22 protein-coding genes and 1 pseudogene are annotated in these 18,310 nt (G+C 63.3%); 12 read left to right on the forward strand and 11 right to left on the reverse strand.

All coding sequences use genetic code 11. The features are described 5' to 3' along the window. Nucleotides 1-238: 238 nt before the first annotated feature. From AB7C87_RS02420 to AB7C87_RS02430, 3 genes are all read right to left on the reverse strand, one after another. Nucleotides 239-772 carry an Rrf2 family transcriptional regulator gene (locus AB7C87_RS02420; RefSeq protein ID WP_369727808.1) on the reverse strand — a complete coding sequence of 178 codons (534 nt, stop codon included), beginning with the start codon at nt 770-772 and terminating at the stop codon, nt 239-241. A gap of 237 nt (nt 773-1,009) precedes the next feature. After that, nucleotides 1,010-1,945 carry a ZIP family metal transporter gene (locus tag AB7C87_RS02425; RefSeq protein WP_369727809.1) on the reverse strand — a complete coding sequence of 312 codons (936 nt, stop codon included), beginning with the start codon at nt 1,943-1,945 and terminating at the stop codon, nt 1,010-1,012. Nucleotides 1,946-2,082: 137 nt separating this feature from the next. Then, a complete protein-coding gene (locus tag AB7C87_RS02430; protein ID WP_369727810.1) occupies nt 2,083-2,763 on the reverse strand; it encodes a metal-dependent transcriptional regulator in 681 nt (226 codons plus the stop codon). 151 nt (nt 2,764-2,914) lie between these two features. Here AB7C87_RS02430 and rocF point away from each other — a divergent pair, with 151 nt between their 5' ends. After that, nucleotides 2,915-3,835 carry an arginase gene (gene rocF, locus AB7C87_RS02435; RefSeq protein WP_369727811.1) on the forward strand — a complete coding sequence of 307 codons (921 nt, stop codon included), beginning with the start codon at nt 2,915-2,917 and terminating at the stop codon, nt 3,833-3,835. A gap of 46 nt (nt 3,836-3,881) precedes the next feature. Here rocF and AB7C87_RS02440 read toward each other — a convergent pair. The 4 genes and pseudogenes from AB7C87_RS02440 to AB7C87_RS02455 all read right to left on the reverse strand — a co-directional run. Beyond that, nucleotides 3,882-4,175, reverse strand: a pseudogene (locus AB7C87_RS02440) (CGCGG family putative rSAM-modified RiPP protein); the annotation flags it as partial. Between the two features lie 3 nt (nt 4,176-4,178). Then, the gene (locus AB7C87_RS02445; RefSeq protein WP_369727812.1) at nt 4,179-4,592 is read right to left on the reverse strand and encodes a pterin cluster protein; all 414 of its coding nucleotides are present in this window, start codon (nt 4,590-4,592) and stop codon (nt 4,179-4,181) included. 212 nt (nt 4,593-4,804) lie between these two features. Next, complete coding sequence (locus AB7C87_RS02450; RefSeq protein WP_369727813.1) at nt 4,805-4,993, reverse strand: hypothetical protein; 189 nt, start codon at nt 4,991-4,993, stop codon at nt 4,805-4,807. After that, nucleotides 4,990-5,160: a hypothetical protein gene (locus AB7C87_RS02455; protein WP_369727814.1), complete on the reverse strand. Its 171-nt coding sequence runs from the start codon at nt 5,158-5,160 to the stop codon at nt 4,990-4,992. Before AB7C87_RS02455 ends, AB7C87_RS02450 begins: the two co-directional genes overlap by 4 nt. Before the next feature lie 134 nt (nt 5,161-5,294). Here AB7C87_RS02455 and AB7C87_RS02460 point away from each other — a divergent pair, with 134 nt between their 5' ends. Further along, nucleotides 5,295-5,435 carry a rubrerythrin-like domain-containing protein gene (locus AB7C87_RS02460; RefSeq protein ID WP_369727815.1) on the forward strand — a complete coding sequence of 47 codons (141 nt, stop codon included), beginning with the start codon at nt 5,295-5,297 and terminating at the stop codon, nt 5,433-5,435. Nucleotides 5,436-5,531: 96 nt separating this feature from the next. On the opposite strand, the gene AB7C87_RS02465 is transcribed toward AB7C87_RS02460, so the two are convergent. Further along, a complete protein-coding gene (locus AB7C87_RS02465; RefSeq protein ID WP_369727816.1) occupies nt 5,532-6,002 on the reverse strand; it encodes a DUF7992 family protein in 471 nt (156 codons plus the stop codon). Nucleotides 6,003-6,197: 195 nt separating this feature from the next. On the opposite strand from AB7C87_RS02465, the gene AB7C87_RS02470 reads away from it, so the two are divergent. After that, entirely contained in the window at nt 6,198-6,590 is a 393-nt protein-coding gene (locus tag AB7C87_RS02470; protein WP_369727817.1) for an SHOCT domain-containing protein, read from the forward strand. A 169-nt stretch (nt 6,591-6,759) separates the two neighbouring features. After that, nucleotides 6,760-7,542: an HAD-IIA family hydrolase gene (locus AB7C87_RS02475; RefSeq protein ID WP_369727818.1), complete on the forward strand. Its 783-nt coding sequence runs from the start codon at nt 6,760-6,762 to the stop codon at nt 7,540-7,542. A gap of 35 nt (nt 7,543-7,577) precedes the next feature. On the opposite strand, the gene AB7C87_RS02480 is transcribed toward AB7C87_RS02475, so the two are convergent. Further along, nucleotides 7,578-8,024: an acyl-CoA thioesterase gene (locus AB7C87_RS02480; protein WP_369727819.1), complete on the reverse strand. Its 447-nt coding sequence runs from the start codon at nt 8,022-8,024 to the stop codon at nt 7,578-7,580. Nucleotides 8,025-8,149: 125 nt separating this feature from the next. On the opposite strand from AB7C87_RS02480, the gene AB7C87_RS02485 reads away from it, so the two are divergent. The 3 genes from AB7C87_RS02485 to AB7C87_RS02495 all read left to right on the forward strand — a co-directional run bounded on the left by AB7C87_RS02485 (nt 8,150) and on the right by AB7C87_RS02495 (nt 11,526). Beyond that, a complete protein-coding gene (locus AB7C87_RS02485) occupies nt 8,150-9,922 on the forward strand; it encodes a TraB/GumN family protein (protein WP_369727820.1) in 1,773 nt (590 codons plus the stop codon). Further along, the gene (locus AB7C87_RS02490; RefSeq protein WP_369727821.1) at nt 9,919-10,551 is read left to right on the forward strand and encodes a zinc metalloprotease; all 633 of its coding nucleotides are present in this window, start codon (nt 9,919-9,921) and stop codon (nt 10,549-10,551) included. Before AB7C87_RS02485 ends, AB7C87_RS02490 begins: the two co-directional genes overlap by 4 nt. 93 nt (nt 10,552-10,644) lie before the next feature. Further along, the gene (locus tag AB7C87_RS02495) at nt 10,645-11,526 is read left to right on the forward strand and encodes a DNA-3-methyladenine glycosylase family protein (protein WP_369727822.1); all 882 of its coding nucleotides are present in this window, start codon (nt 10,645-10,647) and stop codon (nt 11,524-11,526) included. Nucleotides 11,527-11,812: 286 nt separating this feature from the next. Here the strand turns inward: AB7C87_RS02495 and AB7C87_RS02500 are convergent, their stop codons facing one another. Next, nucleotides 11,813-12,082: a DUF7571 family protein gene (locus AB7C87_RS02500; RefSeq protein WP_369727823.1), complete on the reverse strand. Its 270-nt coding sequence runs from the start codon at nt 12,080-12,082 to the stop codon at nt 11,813-11,815. Nucleotides 12,083-12,303: 221 nt separating this feature from the next. On the opposite strand from AB7C87_RS02500, the gene AB7C87_RS02505 reads away from it, so the two are divergent. Further along, nucleotides 12,304-12,507: a cold-shock protein gene (locus AB7C87_RS02505; RefSeq protein WP_369727824.1), complete on the forward strand. Its 204-nt coding sequence runs from the start codon at nt 12,304-12,306 to the stop codon at nt 12,505-12,507. Nucleotides 12,508-12,716: 209 nt separating this feature from the next. Here AB7C87_RS02505 and AB7C87_RS02510 read toward each other — a convergent pair whose 3' ends face one another. Beyond that, nucleotides 12,717-12,968, reverse strand: a complete 252-nt coding sequence (locus AB7C87_RS02510) for a hypothetical protein (protein WP_369727825.1) — start codon at nt 12,966-12,968, stop codon at nt 12,717-12,719. Between the two features lie 214 nt (nt 12,969-13,182). On the opposite strand from AB7C87_RS02510, the gene AB7C87_RS02515 reads away from it, so the two are divergent. From AB7C87_RS02515 to AB7C87_RS02530, 4 genes are all read left to right on the forward strand, one after another. After that, nucleotides 13,183-13,461, forward strand: coding sequence for an acylphosphatase (locus AB7C87_RS02515; protein WP_369727826.1), 279 nt, complete (start codon nt 13,183-13,185; stop codon nt 13,459-13,461). 239 nt (nt 13,462-13,700) lie between these two features. Further along, nucleotides 13,701-14,195, forward strand: coding sequence for a PKD domain-containing protein (locus AB7C87_RS02520; protein WP_369727827.1), 495 nt, complete (start codon nt 13,701-13,703; stop codon nt 14,193-14,195). A gap of 414 nt (nt 14,196-14,609) precedes the next feature. Then, nucleotides 14,610-17,096: a DNA topoisomerase VI subunit B gene (locus tag AB7C87_RS02525; RefSeq protein ID WP_369727828.1), complete on the forward strand. Its 2,487-nt coding sequence runs from the start codon at nt 14,610-14,612 to the stop codon at nt 17,094-17,096. Continuing rightward, the gene (locus AB7C87_RS02530; protein ID WP_369727829.1) at nt 17,093-18,184 is read left to right on the forward strand and encodes a DNA topoisomerase IV subunit A; all 1,092 of its coding nucleotides are present in this window, start codon (nt 17,093-17,095) and stop codon (nt 18,182-18,184) included. The genes AB7C87_RS02525 and AB7C87_RS02530 overlap by 4 nt, the downstream gene beginning before the upstream one ends. Nucleotides 18,185-18,310: the final 126 nt, after the last annotated feature.

Below are 18,310 nucleotides of genomic sequence, written 5' to 3' on the forward strand. Positions count from 1 at the left end.
TTCTCACTCACAAACGATTTCTGCGACCGATCTCGCCCCACGGACGATCGTTTTCGAAGGTCAGTAGATCCGTTCCACAGGAGAGCGATTCGAATCGTCGACGATCCTAGGGGACGAGTTCCTCGTTCGGCCGATGTCGAGATGCTCGAGTCGGTTCATACGGTTTACTGTACGTCGTTTCCGACGCAACCGCCGCACGGGTCGCGGTTGCGCCGGTATATCGGCACAGCAATCCGTATCAGTGGTTGGGCTCTTCGGCGGGAGCAACCATGTCGTCGATACGGAGAATGAGGATGTTGTTCGTGTCGTCTTTGCCGTCGACGCGGCCTTCGACGACGAGTTTCGACAGCGGCGTCGGGCCGACGGTGACGGCGTCGTCCTCCGAGATGTCGTCGATCGTTCCCTGCATGTGGATCTCGGCGCGACAGAGTTCGGGGTGGTGGACGCTCGAGAGATCGATCTCCTCGACGATGACGTCTTCGACGGGTTCACCCTCGTGGCTCAGCGGGACGGAGGCGGGATCGTCCATCTGCTGGATCTCGAGGGCTTCGTAGGCGGCGGCGGTGGGCTTGTACCCGCCTTTCGGACCGGGAACGCCCTCGACGAGTTGGAGGGCTTTGAGACTCTGCATCTGATTGCGGATCGTCCCCGGATTGCGGTCTACTTGTTCGGCGATATCTTCTCCCTTGATGGCGTCTTCGGACTCCTTGTGGAGGTTCGTCAGCGCCCGGAGGATTTTCTTCTGGCTCGGAGTCAGTTCGATTGATGACATGGCGAAATGTTCGTAATTGATTTCCTTAAACCCGACGGGTGGGTTCGGTTGGTTTTCGGTAACCGATCGTTCGGACCGAATGCAGTAAGTCGTTTCTCTTCGGATCTCCCGCAGATGACGTGCAGTTTCGGCGCTCGTCGGCCGACGACTGATTTCGTTTCGATCCGATCGGTGGGTTCGGCCCGGTCGGGACCGTCGAAGACGGACAGATGCCGTGTGATGGCGACTCGCGAGGAGTTACGTCGGGACCAGCCACCCCTCGAGCAGCAGGTCGACGGCCACGTCCTCGAGGAAGAACATGAGGACGAAGCCGACGACGAACGTCACGACGTTGATCCAGGTCAGAACTGCCTCCGCGTCGAACCGGATGAGGTCGGCCACCTCGATGAGGACCTGGAGGATGGCGCCGATGGCGATCGCGAAACAGAGGACGGCGAGCAGGTCCGACTGGGCGAAGCTTCCGAGCCACCCGCCGAGAATAACAGGGCCGCCAGCGACGAGGCCCATCGCCGCGAAGTGGCGCAACGGCGGGGTCGCCCTGTCACGGGCGACGGCGGCGACGACGGTCGGCCCCTCCATCACGTTGTGGAGGACGAACGCTAGCACGAGCAACATCACGAGCGTCGCGTCTCCCTGCACGTACGCGACGCCGATGCCGAGGCCCTCACCGATGCTGTGGAGGCCGAGTGCGAGCGCGACGAGGTAGGCGATCTGGAGACCGGTCTTTTCGCTCGAGGCCATCGTTCGCTGGCGCCACTCGCTCGCGGCGTACATGACGGCGAACGTTCCGCCGACACCGAGGACAGCCGCCGTTGTGGCAAGGGTCGGGTTCCCCACGCCGGGGCCGTAGTCGAACAGTACGTCTTCGGTCATCTCGATGGCGATGAACGTGAGGACGCCCGCAGCGAGGGCGAGAAACGCGTGCAAATACCGGGGTTCGAGATTTCGAATGAACGGAAACCAGAGCATCCCGATAGCGACCGGAACGATCCCCGCGAGCGCACCGATGACGGTCAGCATCCAGACGATCTCGAGCGTGCTCGCCTCGTCGACGCTCGAGAGATCGCCGAACGGCGACGTCAGATAGAGCAGGCTGAAGACGCCAACGAGGACGACGACCGGACCGATCGCGAGAATCCACCGCGGGAGATCGTCGACGAAGCGACCGCTCATCCCTTCGGCTCACCCCCGTCGTCGCGAGAACCCGGCCACATTGTGACGGGTTTAGCCCCGTCTAAGCATATGCTTTTTCCATCGAAATCAGCGTTAGAGACAGTCTAAACCAGCGTTCGACGATTCGACCGATCCGATCACTGCTCGAGTTCCGCCGGCTGGGCGACCCGGACCTGGTGTGCGACGTGTTCGGGCAACGAAACGTCGTCTTCGCTCTCGCTCGAGCGTGCCGTCACCATGCCGAACGGGGCTATTTCGACGATCTCGAGTTCGACGCCGGGTGCGACGCCGTGGTCGGATAGATACGAGAGGACCTCGGCGTCGTCGTCGGCGACCTCCTCGACGACGACCGTCTCGCCCTCCTCGAACTCGATGACCGACTCGCCGGTGGGCCGCGTGGGCGGCTCGAGGTCCGCGTTCGGGATCGGCGATCCGTGGGGGTCGACCTCGGGCTGGTCGAGCGCGTCGGCGACGCGTTCCTCGAAGTTCTCGCTGATGTGATGTTCGAGTCGGTCGGCCTCGTCGTGGACTTCCGACCAGTCGTAGTCGAGATGCTCGGTGAGATACGCCTCGAGCAAGCGGTGGTGGCGAACGATCTCGAGGGCGACGGTCTCGCCCTCGTCGGACAGGGTCACGCCGCGGTACTTCTCGCGGTCGATCAGGCCACGCTCCTCGAGTTTCTCGAGCATGCTGGTAACCGTCGGCGACGTGACGTCCAGTTCGTCGGCGATCTCGGAGGTCTTGATTCGCTCGTCGGTCCCTCGCTGGAGCTGGTAGATCACCTTGAGATAGTCCTCCATCACGTCGCTCAACATCATCGTACGTCGAATTAGACCCATCTAACCCTAAATCTGTCGCCGACGGATTCCTCCCGCAGAACGGTCGAACGACGGTGAGAGAGTGCTGGCCGGTCGATCGAACCGACGGTGGTCCATTACGATAAAATCACTCCGGCTCGAACCTGCGGGCATGGACGCGACCGTTCGCATCATCGGCGTGCCGATGGACTACGGAGCCAACCGCCGTGGCGTCGATATGGGACCATCGGCGATCAGATACGGCGGGCTCGCGGACGAACTCGAGCAAGCGGGCGTCGGTCCGATCGACGCCGGGGACGTCCGGGTGCCGAGAGCGGAGGAACGCGACCCCGACGCGGATCCGCCAAGACGCGGGGACGCGAAGTTCTTGCGGGAGATCGAAGACGTCTGTACGCGGCTGGCAAATCGGGTCGCCGAAACGCTCGCCGCCGGGGAGTTCCCGCTCGTGTTGGGCGGAGATCACTCGGTCGCGATCGGTTCGATGAACGGCTCCTCGCGGGAAGCAAACCTCGGCGCGATCTGGTTCGACGCTCACGCCGACCTCAACACGCCCGAGACGTCGCCCAGCGGTAACGTCCACGGCATGCCTCTCGGTGCGCTTCTCGGACGGGACGTATTCGGCGAGATGCCGTGGGCCCACGCACCAGCCGTCCGCGAGGACGCCATCGCCTACGTCGGTCTCCGGAGCATCGACGAGCGCGAGCGCGAACTGGTTCGCAACAGCGAGATGACGGCGTTTACGATGGCCGACATCGACGAACGCGGAATGACCGCAGTCGTCGAGGACGCTCTCGCGGTGGCAACCGACGGCACTGACGGCGTCCACGTCAGCCTCGATCTCGACTGGCTCGACCCGTCGGCGGCCCCTGGGGTCGGGACGCCCGTCCGCGGCGGCGTCACCTACCGGGAAGCCCACGCCGCACTCGAGGCGGTCTCGAGACGACACGACCGCGACGGCGTCTTGCGATCGATGGACGTCGTCGAAGTGAATCCGATCCTCGACGAGCGAAACGAGACGGCGACGCTCGCGGCCGAACTCACCGCGAGCGCCTTCGGAAAACGGATCCTGTGACGGCAGGCGTTACCGCTGTACCCGGCGCGCGGATAACCGCTTTTTCGACGTGGACGCACGTGACGTGTCCGCCACAGCCACAGCGGTCGACGTACTCGAGTCGGACGTCGTCGAACGCCGACTCGAGTTCGTCCCAGAAGGACGTCTCAGGTTGGCCGTGGTCGCCGTGAGTCACGGGGTTGACGTGGATGTCGGGCGCGGTAGCGGCGACAGCGTCGATGGCTTCCTCGACCAGGAGTTCCCGGTTCACCGCGTGACGCGGTCCCTCGAGATTCGCCGACCAGGAGACGTCGTGTTCGTGTCGCGTTGCCGGCTCCATCTCGAACGTGTTCCCGGTCATGGTTTACACACAGAACATGAACGGATAGACGAGCGCGACGCGGTCTCCGTCCTCGAGTTCGGTTTCGAACCCGTCGTAGTGTTCGTTGAACCGGCCGTTGATACAGACCCTGGCGTAAGGTCGGGTCTGTTCGCCCTCCGGGTTCTTCCGCCAGGTTCCCGGCAGGTCCTCCGGAGCAGGTGCCCAGCCGCGAGCCGTCGCCTCGGCCTCCGTCTCGGCGATCAACAGCTCCTCGACGTCGTACTCCGCAAAGAAGTCCTCGAGAAAGGCTCGGAGCGTCGTTCCCGTGAACCTGTACTCGAGTTCGTGTGCGCCGACGGCCGTGCGGACGTGTCCGGTACACCGGACCGTGACGGTCGTCTCCTGCCGGCCAGATTCGTCCGCTTCGGTCCCTTTCGCAGTCGCTGACGGTTGCATGGATGATCCTACGCGCTCGGCGGGGGAAAGCCCGGCTCCGAACACGTTCGGACACGGCGAAACGGCGCCTGACACACGGGGGCGGAGGATGGAACCACGTCCGGTTGGCATCCAGCCCGGCCGACAGCCGCCGATGGCGATCCCGCTGTGTCAGTTCATCCCCGCGCTTGGCTTACTCGTGGTCGCGGCGGTCGCGACGACTGCGATGGTCATCACGACGCTTTGGGAGCGGCGAGCGTCGCACGGGTTCGCGCGGCCTTGGTCGGCTGGGCCGTCGTGACGATCATGGCCGCGATGATCCAGTTCGTCCCCGTCTGGTCCGGCGTCGAGATCCACTCGAGACGGCTGGCACTCGCCTCGTCGTCGGCGTCTTCGGGTTCGTCGTCGGCTCGCTCGATCACATCGTCCGTTTATCCTCCGACTCGAGCGCTACAGCGATCGACTCGGCCTCGAGCAGGTGCCGGTGATAGACGACCGCTACGACGAACGCCACGAGCGTATCGGCCGTCTGCGCCGACGGCGACGACGGCGACACTCGAGCAGTGAATCGGATGCACTCGCGGGCCACGTTCGCCGACAGCGATGGACGGCCCTGGTGAACATTCCTCCAAAAAATAAGGGAATATGTCCGAGTCAGATTGTATAATCTGCCTTGAGAAGTATCGGCACAACGATTTTGTACGGTGTTCGTCGACACGAACCATGGTTCACGTCGACCCGTACACGCCGGATCGATCGTACTACGAGTGCCAGGAGTGCGGGTATCGCGAGACGGCCGACTCGCTCGGTTCGTGTCCGACCTGCCAGGGAACCGTACGAAACATCGCCGTTCCTCGAGAGTAACGCCGTTCGAATCGCCGGGTCGACCCCGGCCGCTCGGACGGACTGCCGTAGCGATGGACCGGCGATTGTGCCGGCAAATCGGTACAGCAAACCGCCTCAGTCGAAATCCGGGAGGTCTTCGGGCGGTTCGTACTCGGCCTCCCAGTCGATGTACTCCTCTTTGAGGACGACCGAGACGATCTGACCGAACTCCGTGAGTTCGGCGTTGATCGCCGAGACGGTCCCCCAGGTGTCGAGTTCGGGGTGGTACTCCCTGGTCTGCCAATCTTCCGGAATGCCCGGCGCGTGATAGCCGACGCGGTCCGCGAAGTCGTCCCAGAAGAAATCGAACTCCGCGAACAGCTCGAGGTCGCGGGTGATCCCGTACTCGCGCTCGCCGAGATCGGTGTCAGCGAGCCACTCCTCTAAGGCCTCCTCCCAGGCGCCCTCCTCGAGGAACGCCTGGAGTTCTTCGCGCCGGTAATCGATCTCCGTGGCTCCGTCGGCGGTGATCGTGGCGTCCTCGTACTCGTTCGGATCGACGAACTCCAGTTCCGGCGGCGCCGGTGGCTCGACCTCGAGTCCCATACCCACCGTAGAGGCGGTCGGCGGATAAGAATTCTCACCTCGGTCCGTTCGTCCGTTCTGCTGTCCGTCGACACCAGCCCGACCGAGACACGTCTGCAGTTGAAACTGTTCGCGAAAGTTGAAACCGTTCGCGAAACACCACGGTGAGCGCCACCGATCCCTACAGTTATTCGTCGCGAGACCGTCAGTTCGGGTATGGCTGGGGACTCCGACGGCGGCTACAGCCTCGCGGAGCTGTTCGTCCTCAAGTTCGTCCTCGCGGACGTACTGATCATCTTCGTCCTGTTGTTCGCCGGCGTGTGGTACGCGATCGGTCTCGCCGCGTTTCTCGTCGTCACCACGATCCTCGTGTGGTATCTCACCAACCGCGAGGCTTCACAGCGGGTGCCCGATCCCGACGCAATCCAGGAGGCCGAATCGACTCACGCCGCTCCCGATCCCGTAACGAAACTCCAGGATCGGTACGCCGCCGGCGAACTCTCCGAATCGGAGTTCGAGACGAAACTCGAGCGGTTGATCGACGCCAACGAGCGCGCCGAACGGGCCGGCCTCGAGACGGCGGAACTCGAACTCGAGCGTACCGACTGATCCTCGCTCGGATCGCCCCCACGTATTCGGATCGGTCCTCGAGCGTCGGAGACTCGAATGCAATCTGCACCCGACGGGACGAACCCGACTCGAGCGACGCGCTGGCGAGACGTCTCCGAAGGCGGCCGGGAACCCAACACTCAATCGGACGCCGACCCAAGGACTCCCGATGACGGAGTACGAGGCGGTGATCCTCGACGTCGACGGAACGATCGTCCGGGGTGAGTCGTTGATTCCCGGCGTGACCGACGGACTACGAGCGCTCGAGGAGGCGGGCTGTTCGCGACTGCTGTTCTCGAACAACCCGACCCGCGGCGCAGACCACTACGCCGAGTTGCTCGAGCCACACGGCATCGCAGTCGACCCCGAACGGGTGCTCACCTCGGCGACGGTTTCGGCGGCGTACCTCGCGGAGACCCACTCCGACGAACGGACGTTCGTCGTCGGCGAGGACAGGCTCGAGGCCATCCTCGAGACGGCGGGCGTCGAAACGACCGCGGACCCGGGGGCGGCCGACGTCGTCCTCGGCTCGTTCGACGGCCGGTTCAGTTACGATACCCTGTCGACCGCACTCGAGGCGCTTTCGGACGGCGTTCCTTTCTACGGAACCGACCCGGACGAGACGATTCCGGCCGACGACGGCGTGATTCCGGGAACGGGCGCAATTCTGGCGGCCATGGAGGCGGTCGCCGGCCGCGAACCCGACGCGATCCTCGGTAAGCCGTCGGCCGTCGCCGCGACGGCCGCGACCGACCGACTCGGTGTCCCGCCCGAGCGAACTCTGGTCGTCGGCGACCGCCTCGGCACTGACGTCGCACTCGGCGCGAACGCCGGAATGGAGACGGCGGTCGTCCTCACCGGAATCACGAATCGAGAAGATCTCGAGTCGAGCACGGTCGAACCGGATCACGTCCTCGGATCACTCGGCGAGGTCGAGACGTTTCTCGAGTGAATCTGGACCGCCGAGAAACGGGGGGATACAGCTGGTTACCGGTCGCCGTTTTCTCCCTCGAGTGCGATCCGACGGAGGCGTTCCCCTCTCTCCGTATCGACGGTGAGTTCCGGCACCGCCGTCGGGACGTTCTCCTCGTCGATCGCGACGTAGACGAAGTAGGATTCGGTGGTCTTCTCGCGTTCGCGCGTCCGCAGGTCCTCGCGCTCGGTGACGAGGCGAACCTTGATGCTCGAGGTGCCCACGTCGTAGACGTACGCCGTGATGTAAGCCGTATCGCCGACCGGGATCGGGCGCTCGAAGTCCATCCGGTTTACGTGTGCCGTCACGCAGGTCTCGCCGGAAAAACGCATCGCGGACATCGCGCCGATCTCGTCCATCCACTTCATCACGTTCCCCCCGTGGGCGACCTCGAGCATGTTCGCGTGGTTCGGCTGAACCATCTCGCGGTTCTCGATCAGCGTCTCCATCAGATCGGTCATTGGTCGGTGTTTCGTAACGACGGTGATGAGTCTTCCCGTCGAACCGCTCCGACCGACGACTCTGACCGCCGGCTCCGACCGACGAGTTCGATACTGGTAAAAGTCGTCGCCGAGTGGTCCCCCTAATGAGCGATGCAGGCGACGCCGACGTGCCCTCCCCGCCCGAGGCGAGCGCGAGCGGCGAGGGGTCGGTCGAGGTCCTCGGGACGGCTCACGTCTCGCAGGCGAGCGTCGACGAAGTACACGAAGTCGTCGATCGGGAGCGCCCGGACATCGTCGCCGTCGAACTCGACGAGGGGCGTTATCGCCAGATGCAAGGCGGGACCCCCGACGACATCGAAGCGAAGGACATCCTCTCGGGCAACACCGTCTTCCAGTTTCTGGCCTACTGGATGCTCTCGTACGTCCAGTCGCGACTCGGCGAGCGTTTCGACATCGAACCCGGCGCCGATATGCGCGCGGCCATCGAGGCCGCCGAGCGAAACGGAAGCGGCGTCGCGCTCGTCGATCGAGACATTCAGGTGACGATCCAGCGGTTCTGGCGTCGGTTATCCGTTACCGAGAAGTTGAAGATGGTCGGCGGACTCGCACTCGGGATCACGGATCCCAGGACCGTCGGACTCGCACTCGGCGCGGCCGTCGGCGCGTTCCTCGGCGCCCTCTTTGCGATCGTGCTCGCGCCGTTGCTCGGCCTCGGGGACGTTCTCTTACTCGGCGTGAGCGAGCCGACGACGCTCCAGTACGTCGGCGCCGGCGGCCTCGGCGCCCTCGGCGGTGCCTTCGTCGGCATGCTCTTTCTCCCCTCGCTCGAGTCGGCCGAGAACTACACTGGCGGTCTGGTAAACGGCTTCTCGATGCGGATCCTCGCGGGCGTCGTGATCGGGATCGGGATCTGTCTGGCACTGGTCGCGACGGAGACGTTCGCCGGCCCAGTCTCGGCGGGGCGATTCGAGAACGCCGGCATCTACTCGATCCGCACTGCGACGGGCGTCGCCACCGGTCTGGGCGTGGGCGTCGTCGCCGGCGCGGCCCTGGGCGTCGTCCTGGACGCGCTGAGCGGCGACGTCGAGGACGTCGAGCAGGTCGACATCGAGGAGATGACCGACGGCGACGTCGTCGCGGCGATGATGGAGGAGTTCCGCCAGTTCAGCCCACGCGGTGCCAACGCGTTGATCGACGAACGCGACGCCTACATCGCACACAACCTCCACCAGTTGCGCGAGCAGGGCTACGAAGTCCTCGCCGTCGTCGGCGCCGGCCACAAAGCCGGCATCGAACGCTACCTCCGAAATCCAGATCAGTTGCCGCCGATGGAGTCGCTGACCGGCACCGCCTCGAGTCGCCGGTTCTCGCCGCTGAAGATCTTCGGCTACCTCGTCATGCTCGGCTTTTTGGGCTTTTTCTTCCTGCTCATCATGGCCGGCGTTCGCAACACGTTCTTGCTCCAGCTGTTCGGCGCGTGGTTCCTGTTCAACGGCGTCTTCGCGTTCACGCTCGCTCGGCTGGCGGGCGCACGCTGGACCAGTGCGGGCGTCGGCGGCGCGGTCGCCTGGCTGACCAGCATCAACCCCCTGCTCGCGCCGGGCTGGTTCGTCGGCTACGTCGAACTCAAGTACCGACCGGTCAACGTCCGGGACATCCAGACGTTAAACGAGATCGTCAACGATACCACCCGACCGATCGGCGAAGCCGTCGGAGACATGTTCGACGTGCCGTTGTTCCGGCTCATCATGATCGTCGCGTTCACCAACATCGGGAGCATTATCGGTACCTTCCTCTTCCCGTTCGTCGTCCTCCCGTGGCTCGCCCCCGAGATCGGCGGCGTCGACGCGCTGATGGGTGAGTTGTTCCGGGGCGCCGAGAACAGCCTCGAGCTGATCCGGGAGGTGATCACGTGAGCGTCCAGGTCGGTCGCCAACCCGATCCCGAACTCAGCTTTAGCGACAAGGAGCTGTTCGACCTCGCGGTCGCCTGGGTCGTGTTGAGCGTCGCGTTCGCGCTCCTGATGGCGCCCATCCACCGACTCGACATCGGCGTCGGCTACTTCCTCACGATGGTCGGGTTGAGCTTCGTGACGGTCGGCGTCGCCTTCTTGCTCCACGAACTCGCCCACAAGGTCGTCGCGATCGAGTACGGCCAGATCGCCGAGTTCCGGGCGGACTACCAGATGCTGTTTCTGGCGATCATGAGCGCGCTGATCGGCTTCCTCTTTGCTGCGCCGGGTGCGGTCTATCACCGGGGACGGATCACCAAGCGGGAAAACGGCATCGTCGCCCTCGCCGGGCCGGTGACGAACCACCTGCTCGCCGTGCTCTTCTTGCCGCTGATGGTCTTCCCCGGCATCCTCGGAACGATCGGCCAGATGGGCGTCTGGATCAACCTCTTTCTGGCCGCGTTCAACATGATCCCGTTTGGCCCGCTCGACGGGAAGACCGTCCTCGAGTGGAACAAGATCGTCTTCGCGATCGTCTTCGTTCCGAGCATCCTGCTCGCGGCGTTCGTCGTCCTGTTCGTCGGACCGTTCTGACACCGATCGACGTTCTCTCCGACCGATCCTGCTCGAGAGACGTCGAACTCGAGTCCGAAAGCTCCAAGCTTGCGCCCCCGAAGGCTCGGACGAATGGCGTCGGGAACGATCCCCATCGACGAGCTATCCGGCGGGCTGGACCTGTATCTGACCCTCGAGAGCGGACAGAGCTACCTCTGGCGTCGTGAAGACGGCGAGATGTACGGCGGCCAGCGCGCGTCGGGCGCGTGGTACGTCACCGTCGTCGACGGCGAGGTGATCCGCGTCCGCTCTCGCGACGGCGTCCTCGAGTGGGAGTCGACAGGCGACGCGGCGTCGACTGTCCGACGACTCCTGTGTCTCGAGGACGACCTCGAGGCGGTCGTGGCGGCCGCGCCGGACGATCCCCTGCTCGCCGAGGCCTACGAGACCTACCGCGGGCTTCGGCTCGTGGACGATCCGCCGTTCGGGACGCTGATCGCCTTTATCTGCTCGGCGCAGATGCGCGTCGACCGGATTCACGGGATGGTCTCGACGCTCGCCCGGGAGTACGGCGAGGAGATCGACTTCGACGGGCAGACCTACCACGCCTTCCCCACGCCCGACCAGCTCGCGGCGGCAACGGAGGCCGAGCTTCGGGACCTGGGATTGGGCTACCGCGCCCCCTACGTCGTTCGAACCGCGGAGATGGTCGCCGACGGCGAGGCCCACCCCGAGGCGGCTCGAGATCTCGAGTACGAAGTCGCCCGCGAGTACCTGACTCGGTTCGTCGGCGTCGGGGACAAGGTCGCCGACTGCGTCCTGTTGTTCTCGCTCGGCTTCGACGAGGCCGTTCCCCTCGATACCTGGATCAAGTCGGCCATCGAGGAGTACTATCCCGACTGCGAACGGGGCTCCTACGCCGACACCTCGCGAGCGATCCGGGAGCGTCTGGGCGGCGAGTACGCCGGCTACGCCCAGACGTACATTTTTCATCATCTCCGAACGGGTGAGTGAGACGGTTGCTGTGGATCATTCCCGGACCGCTCGAGACGATATCGGCCGGAGCGATTCCGTAGCGCTCGTTCCGAGCCCATCGTAGAACGTTCTCGTGCACACTATTCAGCTATCGACGAGTGAATACAGGCGAAATGGTGTGCACTCACCTCGAGCGACCAAAAGAGCGAGCGGGCCGACGACCGGCCCGTAGGGGAGAGGAGTGCGTTTCGTCGAAGCGAAGCGGAATCTTCGACGCCGCGAAGTCCAGCCTCCTTGAGAAAAATCGTTCGAGAGCGACTCCCGTTCAGGTGGACACGGAGCCACGCGTCCAGCCAGGGTCGTGGCCGGTACGGTCTATGAAATCGGACCGACACGCCGGGCAGTAATCGGGAGTGACGGATTCACTTCGGGGAACGTACACCGCGCCGCCACACGTCACACATGCATCCGCGACGATGGTCGCACAGTCCGCACAGACGCTGAAGTCGTCAGCCGTGAGTTCGCGCAGGGGTTCAAGCTGTTTATCGAGGAGATACTCGTCGATGGCCGACTGGCAGTTCTGGCACGATTTCATGGCGATGCATGTGATACCTCTTGACCACACGGTAAATACCTGCCTCCGAAACCGAACTGGCTGCCGAAATCCGAACGAACCGTACGTGCGACCGACCGTTTCACGTGCGTGTTATTTGTAGACACGATCGCATATAGTAACGATTGAAACGATTACTATAAGGGCGTGGTACCACGACGCTCGGAAGTGTTATGAGTCACCGGTGACTGGGTTTGTTTGTAATGGCAAACGGCAAGGTTGATTTCTTCAACGACACTGGCGGCTACGGTTTCATTTCGACTGACGACGGCGACCTCGACGACGAAGACGTTTTCTTCCACATGGTGGATGTCGGCGGAGAGGACCTAACGGAAGGTACTGAGGTCGAGTTCGACATCGAGTCCTCACCGAAAGGACCTCGCGCGACGAACGTCGTCCGGCAGTAATACCGAGACACATTCGTCGCTCACAGCGACAAACGATACCCTCGTTTTTTTCGGACGGTTACACGTTCCACCTGAGGCATCTGTCCACTCCAGAAACATCGACACCGAGAACGTTACGTGGCTGATACGCCCACTGTATTCGTATCGTTTTGCCGATGGTCGGGTCGAGGGAGTCTACGATTACCGGGAGCGAACTTCAACAGCCCACATCAGTCGTTCGTATAATCGTCCCGACCTGTGATCGCCCAGTACGCCTGCGAGACGATCGTGATCGTGAAGATGATCGCCAGGATCGCGGCGACGCCGATCGCGGTCGTCCGGCCCAGTAGGTAGTACGCGAGTCCGCCCGCGACGAGCACGAACAGGACCGAGCCGACGACGAGTTCGAGCAGTTCCCGGATCGTCCGCCGGTGACTCGAGATGTCGAGGTACTCCTCCTCGAGGCGGTCGAGGACTCCCATCGTGAGACACTACGGGCTCGAGAACCGTCGTCCTGTCGGCGCCGAATCGGTTCCAGTGGATCGTCCGGAGTTTCTGGATCGGTCACAGGGGGGTGCGTCGCGTGTGTAACTGTCGCACGCCGCCCGTCAGCCAGGTGTCTGCCAGACGTCAGACACGGCGGTTCCGACCCCGGAACGCACGGGATTTTTGACGGTCGCGGTCGACCGCACGGATATGTCAGACCGAACCCGAGCACACGCGTTCGTCTCCGGAACCGTCCAAGGCGTCTTCTACCGGGCGACGACCCGCGATACGGCCAGAGAACGAGGCGTCGATGGCTGGGTCAAGAACCTGGAGGATGGCCGCGTCGAGGCCGTCTTCGAAGGGCCGGAAGCGGCGGTCGAGTCGATGGTCGAGTGGTGTCACGAGGGAAGCCCCAGGGCCAGCGTCGAGGACGTCGAGGTCGAGTACGGCAACCCGATGGGCGAAGACGGATTCGAGATTCGATACTGATTCGGCGCGACGGCCAGCGCGGTCGATGCGACCCGCCACGCGCTGGCTCGAGTTACTGCCGTAGATGGGTTCTCGAGTGGGGTGTAGTCGCCACCATATATCAATACGTGGATAGCTCCAATCGGTACTGTATACTGTGACGTCGAATCACTATTCAACAGCGCATATAAGAACTACATACTGACATTCACGAACTGACTGTACACGTTTTATTAGCGTCTCTGTGTTCGAATCCACGAATGCCCCAAAAGAAATCGCTCGACCGGAGAACGTACCTGAAATACACTGGTGCGGCGAGTTTGACAGCACTCGTCGCTGGCTGTGCCGACGAGGGTCCCGGCGAGGCGGAAGACGACGAAGACGGTGAAGTCGACGAGGAGGAAGTCGACGAAGAGGCCTGGGAAGGGATAGACGAATTCTACTTCGAGGGACGAATCGCGGCGTGGACGGGAATCGAACCGGAGGGTATCGCCGGAGTAGACAACCCACGTCTGGTCCTGTTCGAAGGTGAAGAGTACGACTTCAGATGGATAAACGAGGACGGCGCAGTACACAACATTGCGATGCACGACGAGAACGAGGACGTCGTCGACGACTACGCAACCGAAGGGATGGGCGACGAGGGCGAAGAACAGACGCTCGAGAGCGTCGTCGCTTCCGAGGAGATGGTGACGTACATCTGTGAGTACCATCCGACGACGCAGGTCGGCGACCTCGAGGTCATCACCAATTGATCCCCCAGATGTCGCCCGCTGTTTTGCCAGTTGGTCGGTTGATCAGACGCGAGACGGGTTAATCAGACGTAAGACGAATAAACGACGGCGTGTGTGATTCCCGACACGGTTCCGGCTCGGAACCGCCGCCCGAGAGGGCCCTTGCACGCTATAGTAACGACTGAAACGATTTACACGCTGATCGCCGTTCCCTCTGGCGATAAGGTGGGCAATGGCGTTCAGTGGCTACTATATTTCGAAACTGATCGCCAGAGGGGACGTCGACCAGTGTGTCAATCGTCGAAACCGTTACGAGAGGGCTGACTGGGACGCGTTCTGACAGCGGTCGCGACTCCATCTCACTCCGGGGGGGCACCCTTCACTTTCACTCCGGTAACGCACACCTTTTAGCCCCGCCGTTAGTATGGGGGGACAATGACGTCGTTCCAGTCGACACTCGGTGAGGAGCCGGGGATCGCCGAGGAGCTGGCCGAGAACCAGCAGGCGATCTCGATCGCCGAGTTCTTCGAGAAGAACAAGCACATGCTTGGCTTCGACAGCGGCGCTCGAGGCCTCGTGACGGCGGTCAAAGAGGCCGTCGACAACGCGTTGGACGCCGCCGAGGAAGCCGGCATCTTACCGGACATCTACGTCGAAATCCAGGAGGAAGGCGACTACTACACCCTCATCGTCGAGGACAACGGACCGGGACTGACGAAGGAATCGCTCCCGAAAGTCTTCGGCAAACTGCTGTACGGCTCGCGGTTTCACGTCAGAGAGCAAAACCGCGGCCAGCAGGGAATCGGCATCTCGGCCGCCGTCCTCTACTCGCAGTTGACGAGCGGGAAGCCGGCGAGGATCACCAGCCGAACCCAGGGGGAAAGCGACGCCCAGTACTTCGAGTTGATCGTCGACACCGACGACAACGAACCCGAAATCAGCGTCGAGAAGACCACCTCATGGGACCGTCCACACGGCACCCGGATCGAACTCGAGATGGAAGCGAACATGCGCGCTCGCCAACAGCTTCACGACTACATCAAGCACACGGCGGTCGTCAATCCCCACGCTCGTCTCGAGTTGCGCGAGCCAAAGGCGGAGTTCAAGTTCGAGCGCGCGACGGACCAACTTCCCGAGGAGACCGAAGAGATCCGTCCGCATCCCCACGGCGTCGAACTCGGCACCGTGATGAAGATGCTCTCGGCGACCGATTCACACACCGTCTCCGGCTTCTTACAGGAGGAGTTCACCCGCGTCGGGAAGAAAACCGCCGACTCGGTGATCGACGCCTTCCGCGACCGCCACTACGGGCGTGAGATGCGCTGGCGGCCACCGCAAACCCACGAGTCCGCCGACGTCCGGGCGGCCGTCGAGGCGGCGACCGCGAACAAGGGGGCCGACGCGACGGCGGCGTTCGCGGATGGCGTCGACGAGGCCGTCGGCGACCGCGATCGGATCGCCCACCACGAACTACGCGCCGACGTGGAGGCCGCCGCCAAGGCCACCGAAGCCGAACACGGAACGACGTTCGGCGAGACGGTCCGCGAGAACGCGATCGAAGCCGTCTGGCTCGAGTTGGTCGACGCCGCCGCCGAGGATGGCGACGCGACGAGCAGTGTCGCCGGCGACGAAGACGCAGAGTCCGACGACTCGAGGCTCGTCGCCGACCTCTACGATCTCGCTGACGACGCGACGAGCACTCGAAAGGACGACGAAATCGTCCACGCCTTCGCCGACCGGCTCGCGGTAAGATTCGAGGAAAACGGCGAGGAAGACGTTCGCCACCGGCTCACGCGCCGGACACTTCGCGAGCACGTCGACCGCGCGGCGGAGCTGACCGAGGAGTACGACGACGTCGCATTCGGCGATACCGCCCGCGAAAACGTCGTCGAGGCCCTCTGGGACGTCATGGCGACCGTGCCGGACGATCCGCCGCTCGTTCGCGAACTCGCCGACGACCGGGACGCCTCGAGTGACCTGGTCGACGGCATGCGCGAGACCGACATCATGGCGCCGCCGACGCGGTGTCTTTCGCCCATCTCCGCCGACCTGATCGAGGCCGGCTTGGAAAAGGAGTTCGACGCCGACTTCTACGCCTCCTCGACGCGTGACGCCGAGGTCCACGGCGGCGACCCGTTCATCGTCGAGGCCGGGATCGCCTACGGGGGCGACCTCGAGGCGGAGGGGAGCGTCGACGTCCTGCGCTTTGCGAACCGCGTTCCGCTGGTCTACCAGCGCGGCGCGTGTGCGACGACCGACGTCGTGCGGTCGATCGGCTGGCGCAACTACGGGCTCGACCAGCCTGGCGGCTCCGGCCTGCCGAACGGTCCCGCGGTCGTCATGGTCCACGTCGCCTCGACGAACGTTCCGTTCACGAGCGAGTCGAAAGACGCCGTCGCGAACGTCCCCGAGATCGAAGACGAAATCGAACTCGCGATCCGGGAGGCCGCCCGCGAACTCAAGAGCTACCTGAACAAGCGCCGGTCGATGCAACAGCGCCGGAAAAAACAGAACGTCCTCGGAAAGATCCTGCCGGAGATGGCCGAGAAGGTCGCCGAGGTCACCGGCCGCGAGGAGCCCGACATCGACGACGCCATCGCCCGCATCATGAACAACGTCCTCGTCGAACGCCGCATCGAAGAAAACGGCGACGGCCAGGCCGTCTCGGTCGTCGTCGAGAACAACTCGAGTACGACCGAAACCCTCGAGATCACCGACATCGTCTCGGCCGAGCCCCGATCGCTTGGCGACGGCGCGACGGTCGTCGAGATGGACGGCGAGTGGTTCGTCAAGTGGGAAGCCGACGTCGGGAGCGGCGACGAGGCCGCACTCGAGTACGAAGTATCGTCCGACGCGGCGTTCGATCTGGACGTCAAAGGTGTCGAATCCGAGAAACTCACCGTCACGGAGGGAGACCGATGAGTACCCAAGAAGACCAGCAAGCCAGAGCGCAGTTGATCGACCTCGCCGCACAGTTTTACGACCAGTTCGAACTCGGCGAGATTCCGCACATGTCCGTGCCGACGCGGACGAAAAACAACATCGAGTACGACGAGGACAGCGGCGTCTGGGTGTACGGCGATCGGGAGTCGACCCGATCGGCGAACTCCGTTCGTGGGGCGCGAAAGCTCCTGAAGGCAGTGTATACGATCGAGTTCCTCGCCGATCAGCTCGAAGAAGATCGCTCGTCGACCCTGCGTGAACTGTACTACCTCTCTGAGAGCTGGGACAACAAGGAAGCCCAGTTCAGCGACCAGGACGAATCGAACGGGCTGATCGAAGATCTGGAGATCGTCTCGGGAGTCACCCGCGAGGACTTCCACATGCGCCCGGAGGAGTCGGGTGCGACGATCATGGGGCCGTTGCACCTCCGCGAACAGACCCGTCGCGGCGAACGCGAAATTCACTGCCAGGAGGACGTCGGCGAGGGGGGCTACCAGATTCCGAACAATCCCGATACGATCGAGTTTCTCGACAGCGACGCCGACTTCATGCTCGCAGTCGAGACCGGTGGGATGCGCGACCGGCTCGTCGAGAACGGCTTCGACGACGAGTACAACGCACTTATCGTCCACCTCAAAGGCCAGCCCGCACGGGCGACACGTCGGATCATCAAACGCTTACACGACGAACTCGACCTCCCGGCGACGGTGTTCGCCGACGGCGACCCGTGGTCCTACCGGATCTACGGCTCCGTCGCCTACGGCTCGATCAAATCCGCCCACCTCTCGGAGTATCTCGCGACGCCCGAGGCCGAGTACATCGGCATCCAGCCCGCCGACATCGTCGAGTACGACCTCCCGACCGATCCCCTCTCCGACTCGGACAAGAATGCCCTCGAAAGCGAACTCGAGGACCCCCGGTTCCAGACCGACTACTGGGAAGAACAGATCGAGTTGCAACTCGAGATCGAGAAGAAATCCGAACAGCAGTCGCTGGCGTCTCACGGTCTCGATTTCGTGACGGATACGTATCTCCCCGAGCGTCTGGACGCGATGGGCGTGATCTAGCGGTCCTCGAGCCGGGCTGAAAAAGCGACGTTTTCGATCGGTTCGAAGGCCGGTCGCTCGAGTTCGATGGGTGAAAACGGGCGACAACGATTGTCATCATTCCCAGTTCGCTGGAGTGGCTCTCGC

It is taken from the genome of Natrarchaeobius versutus (genome assembly GCF_041205745.1).
Classification (GTDB): domain Archaea; phylum Halobacteriota; class Halobacteria; order Halobacteriales; family Natrialbaceae; genus Natrarchaeobius; species Natrarchaeobius versutus.

Excerpts from the sequence above, each read along its gene's own strand:
- AB7C87_RS02475 (WP_369727818.1), top strand. The coding sequence starts at position 6,760 with ATGACGGAGTACGAGGCGGTGATCCTCGACGTCGACGGAACGATCGTC.
- AB7C87_RS02530 (WP_369727829.1), top strand. The coding sequence starts at position 17,093 with ATGAGTACCCAAGAAGACCAGCAAGCCAGAGCGCAGTTGATCGACCTC.
- AB7C87_RS02430 (WP_369727810.1), bottom strand. The coding sequence starts at position 2,763 with ATGATGTTGAGCGACGTGATGGAGGACTATCTCAAGGTGATCTACCAG.
- AB7C87_RS02495 (WP_369727822.1), top strand. The coding sequence starts at position 10,645 with ATGGCGTCGGGAACGATCCCCATCGACGAGCTATCCGGCGGGCTGGAC.
- AB7C87_RS02425 (WP_369727809.1), bottom strand. The coding sequence starts at position 1,945 with ATGAGCGGTCGCTTCGTCGACGATCTCCCGCGGTGGATTCTCGCGATC.
- AB7C87_RS02510 (WP_369727825.1), bottom strand. The coding sequence starts at position 12,968 with ATGGGAGTCCTCGACCGCCTCGAGGAGGAGTACCTCGACATCTCGAGT.
- AB7C87_RS02515 (WP_369727826.1), top strand. The coding sequence starts at position 13,183 with ATGTCAGACCGAACCCGAGCACACGCGTTCGTCTCCGGAACCGTCCAA.
- AB7C87_RS02500 (WP_369727823.1), bottom strand. The coding sequence starts at position 12,082 with ATGAAATCGTGCCAGAACTGCCAGTCGGCCATCGACGAGTATCTCCTC.
- AB7C87_RS02470 (WP_369727817.1), top strand. The coding sequence starts at position 6,198 with ATGGCTGGGGACTCCGACGGCGGCTACAGCCTCGCGGAGCTGTTCGTC.
- AB7C87_RS02505 (WP_369727824.1), top strand. The coding sequence starts at position 12,304 with ATGGCAAACGGCAAGGTTGATTTCTTCAACGACACTGGCGGCTACGGT.
- AB7C87_RS02525 (WP_369727828.1), top strand. The coding sequence starts at position 14,610 with ATGACGTCGTTCCAGTCGACACTCGGTGAGGAGCCGGGGATCGCCGAG.
- AB7C87_RS02465 (WP_369727816.1), bottom strand. The coding sequence starts at position 6,002 with ATGGGACTCGAGGTCGAGCCACCGGCGCCGCCGGAACTGGAGTTCGTC.
- AB7C87_RS02485 (WP_369727820.1), top strand. The coding sequence starts at position 8,150 with ATGAGCGATGCAGGCGACGCCGACGTGCCCTCCCCGCCCGAGGCGAGC.
- AB7C87_RS02420 (WP_369727808.1), bottom strand. The coding sequence starts at position 772 with ATGTCATCAATCGAACTGACTCCGAGCCAGAAGAAAATCCTCCGGGCG.
- rocF (WP_369727811.1), top strand. The coding sequence starts at position 2,915 with ATGGACGCGACCGTTCGCATCATCGGCGTGCCGATGGACTACGGAGCC.
- AB7C87_RS02480 (WP_369727819.1), bottom strand. The coding sequence starts at position 8,024 with ATGACCGATCTGATGGAGACGCTGATCGAGAACCGCGAGATGGTTCAG.
- AB7C87_RS02520 (WP_369727827.1), top strand. The coding sequence starts at position 13,701 with ATGCCCCAAAAGAAATCGCTCGACCGGAGAACGTACCTGAAATACACT.
- AB7C87_RS02460 (WP_369727815.1), top strand. The coding sequence starts at position 5,295 with ATGGTTCACGTCGACCCGTACACGCCGGATCGATCGTACTACGAGTGC.
- AB7C87_RS02445 (WP_369727812.1), bottom strand. The coding sequence starts at position 4,592 with ATGCAACCGTCAGCGACTGCGAAAGGGACCGAAGCGGACGAATCTGGC.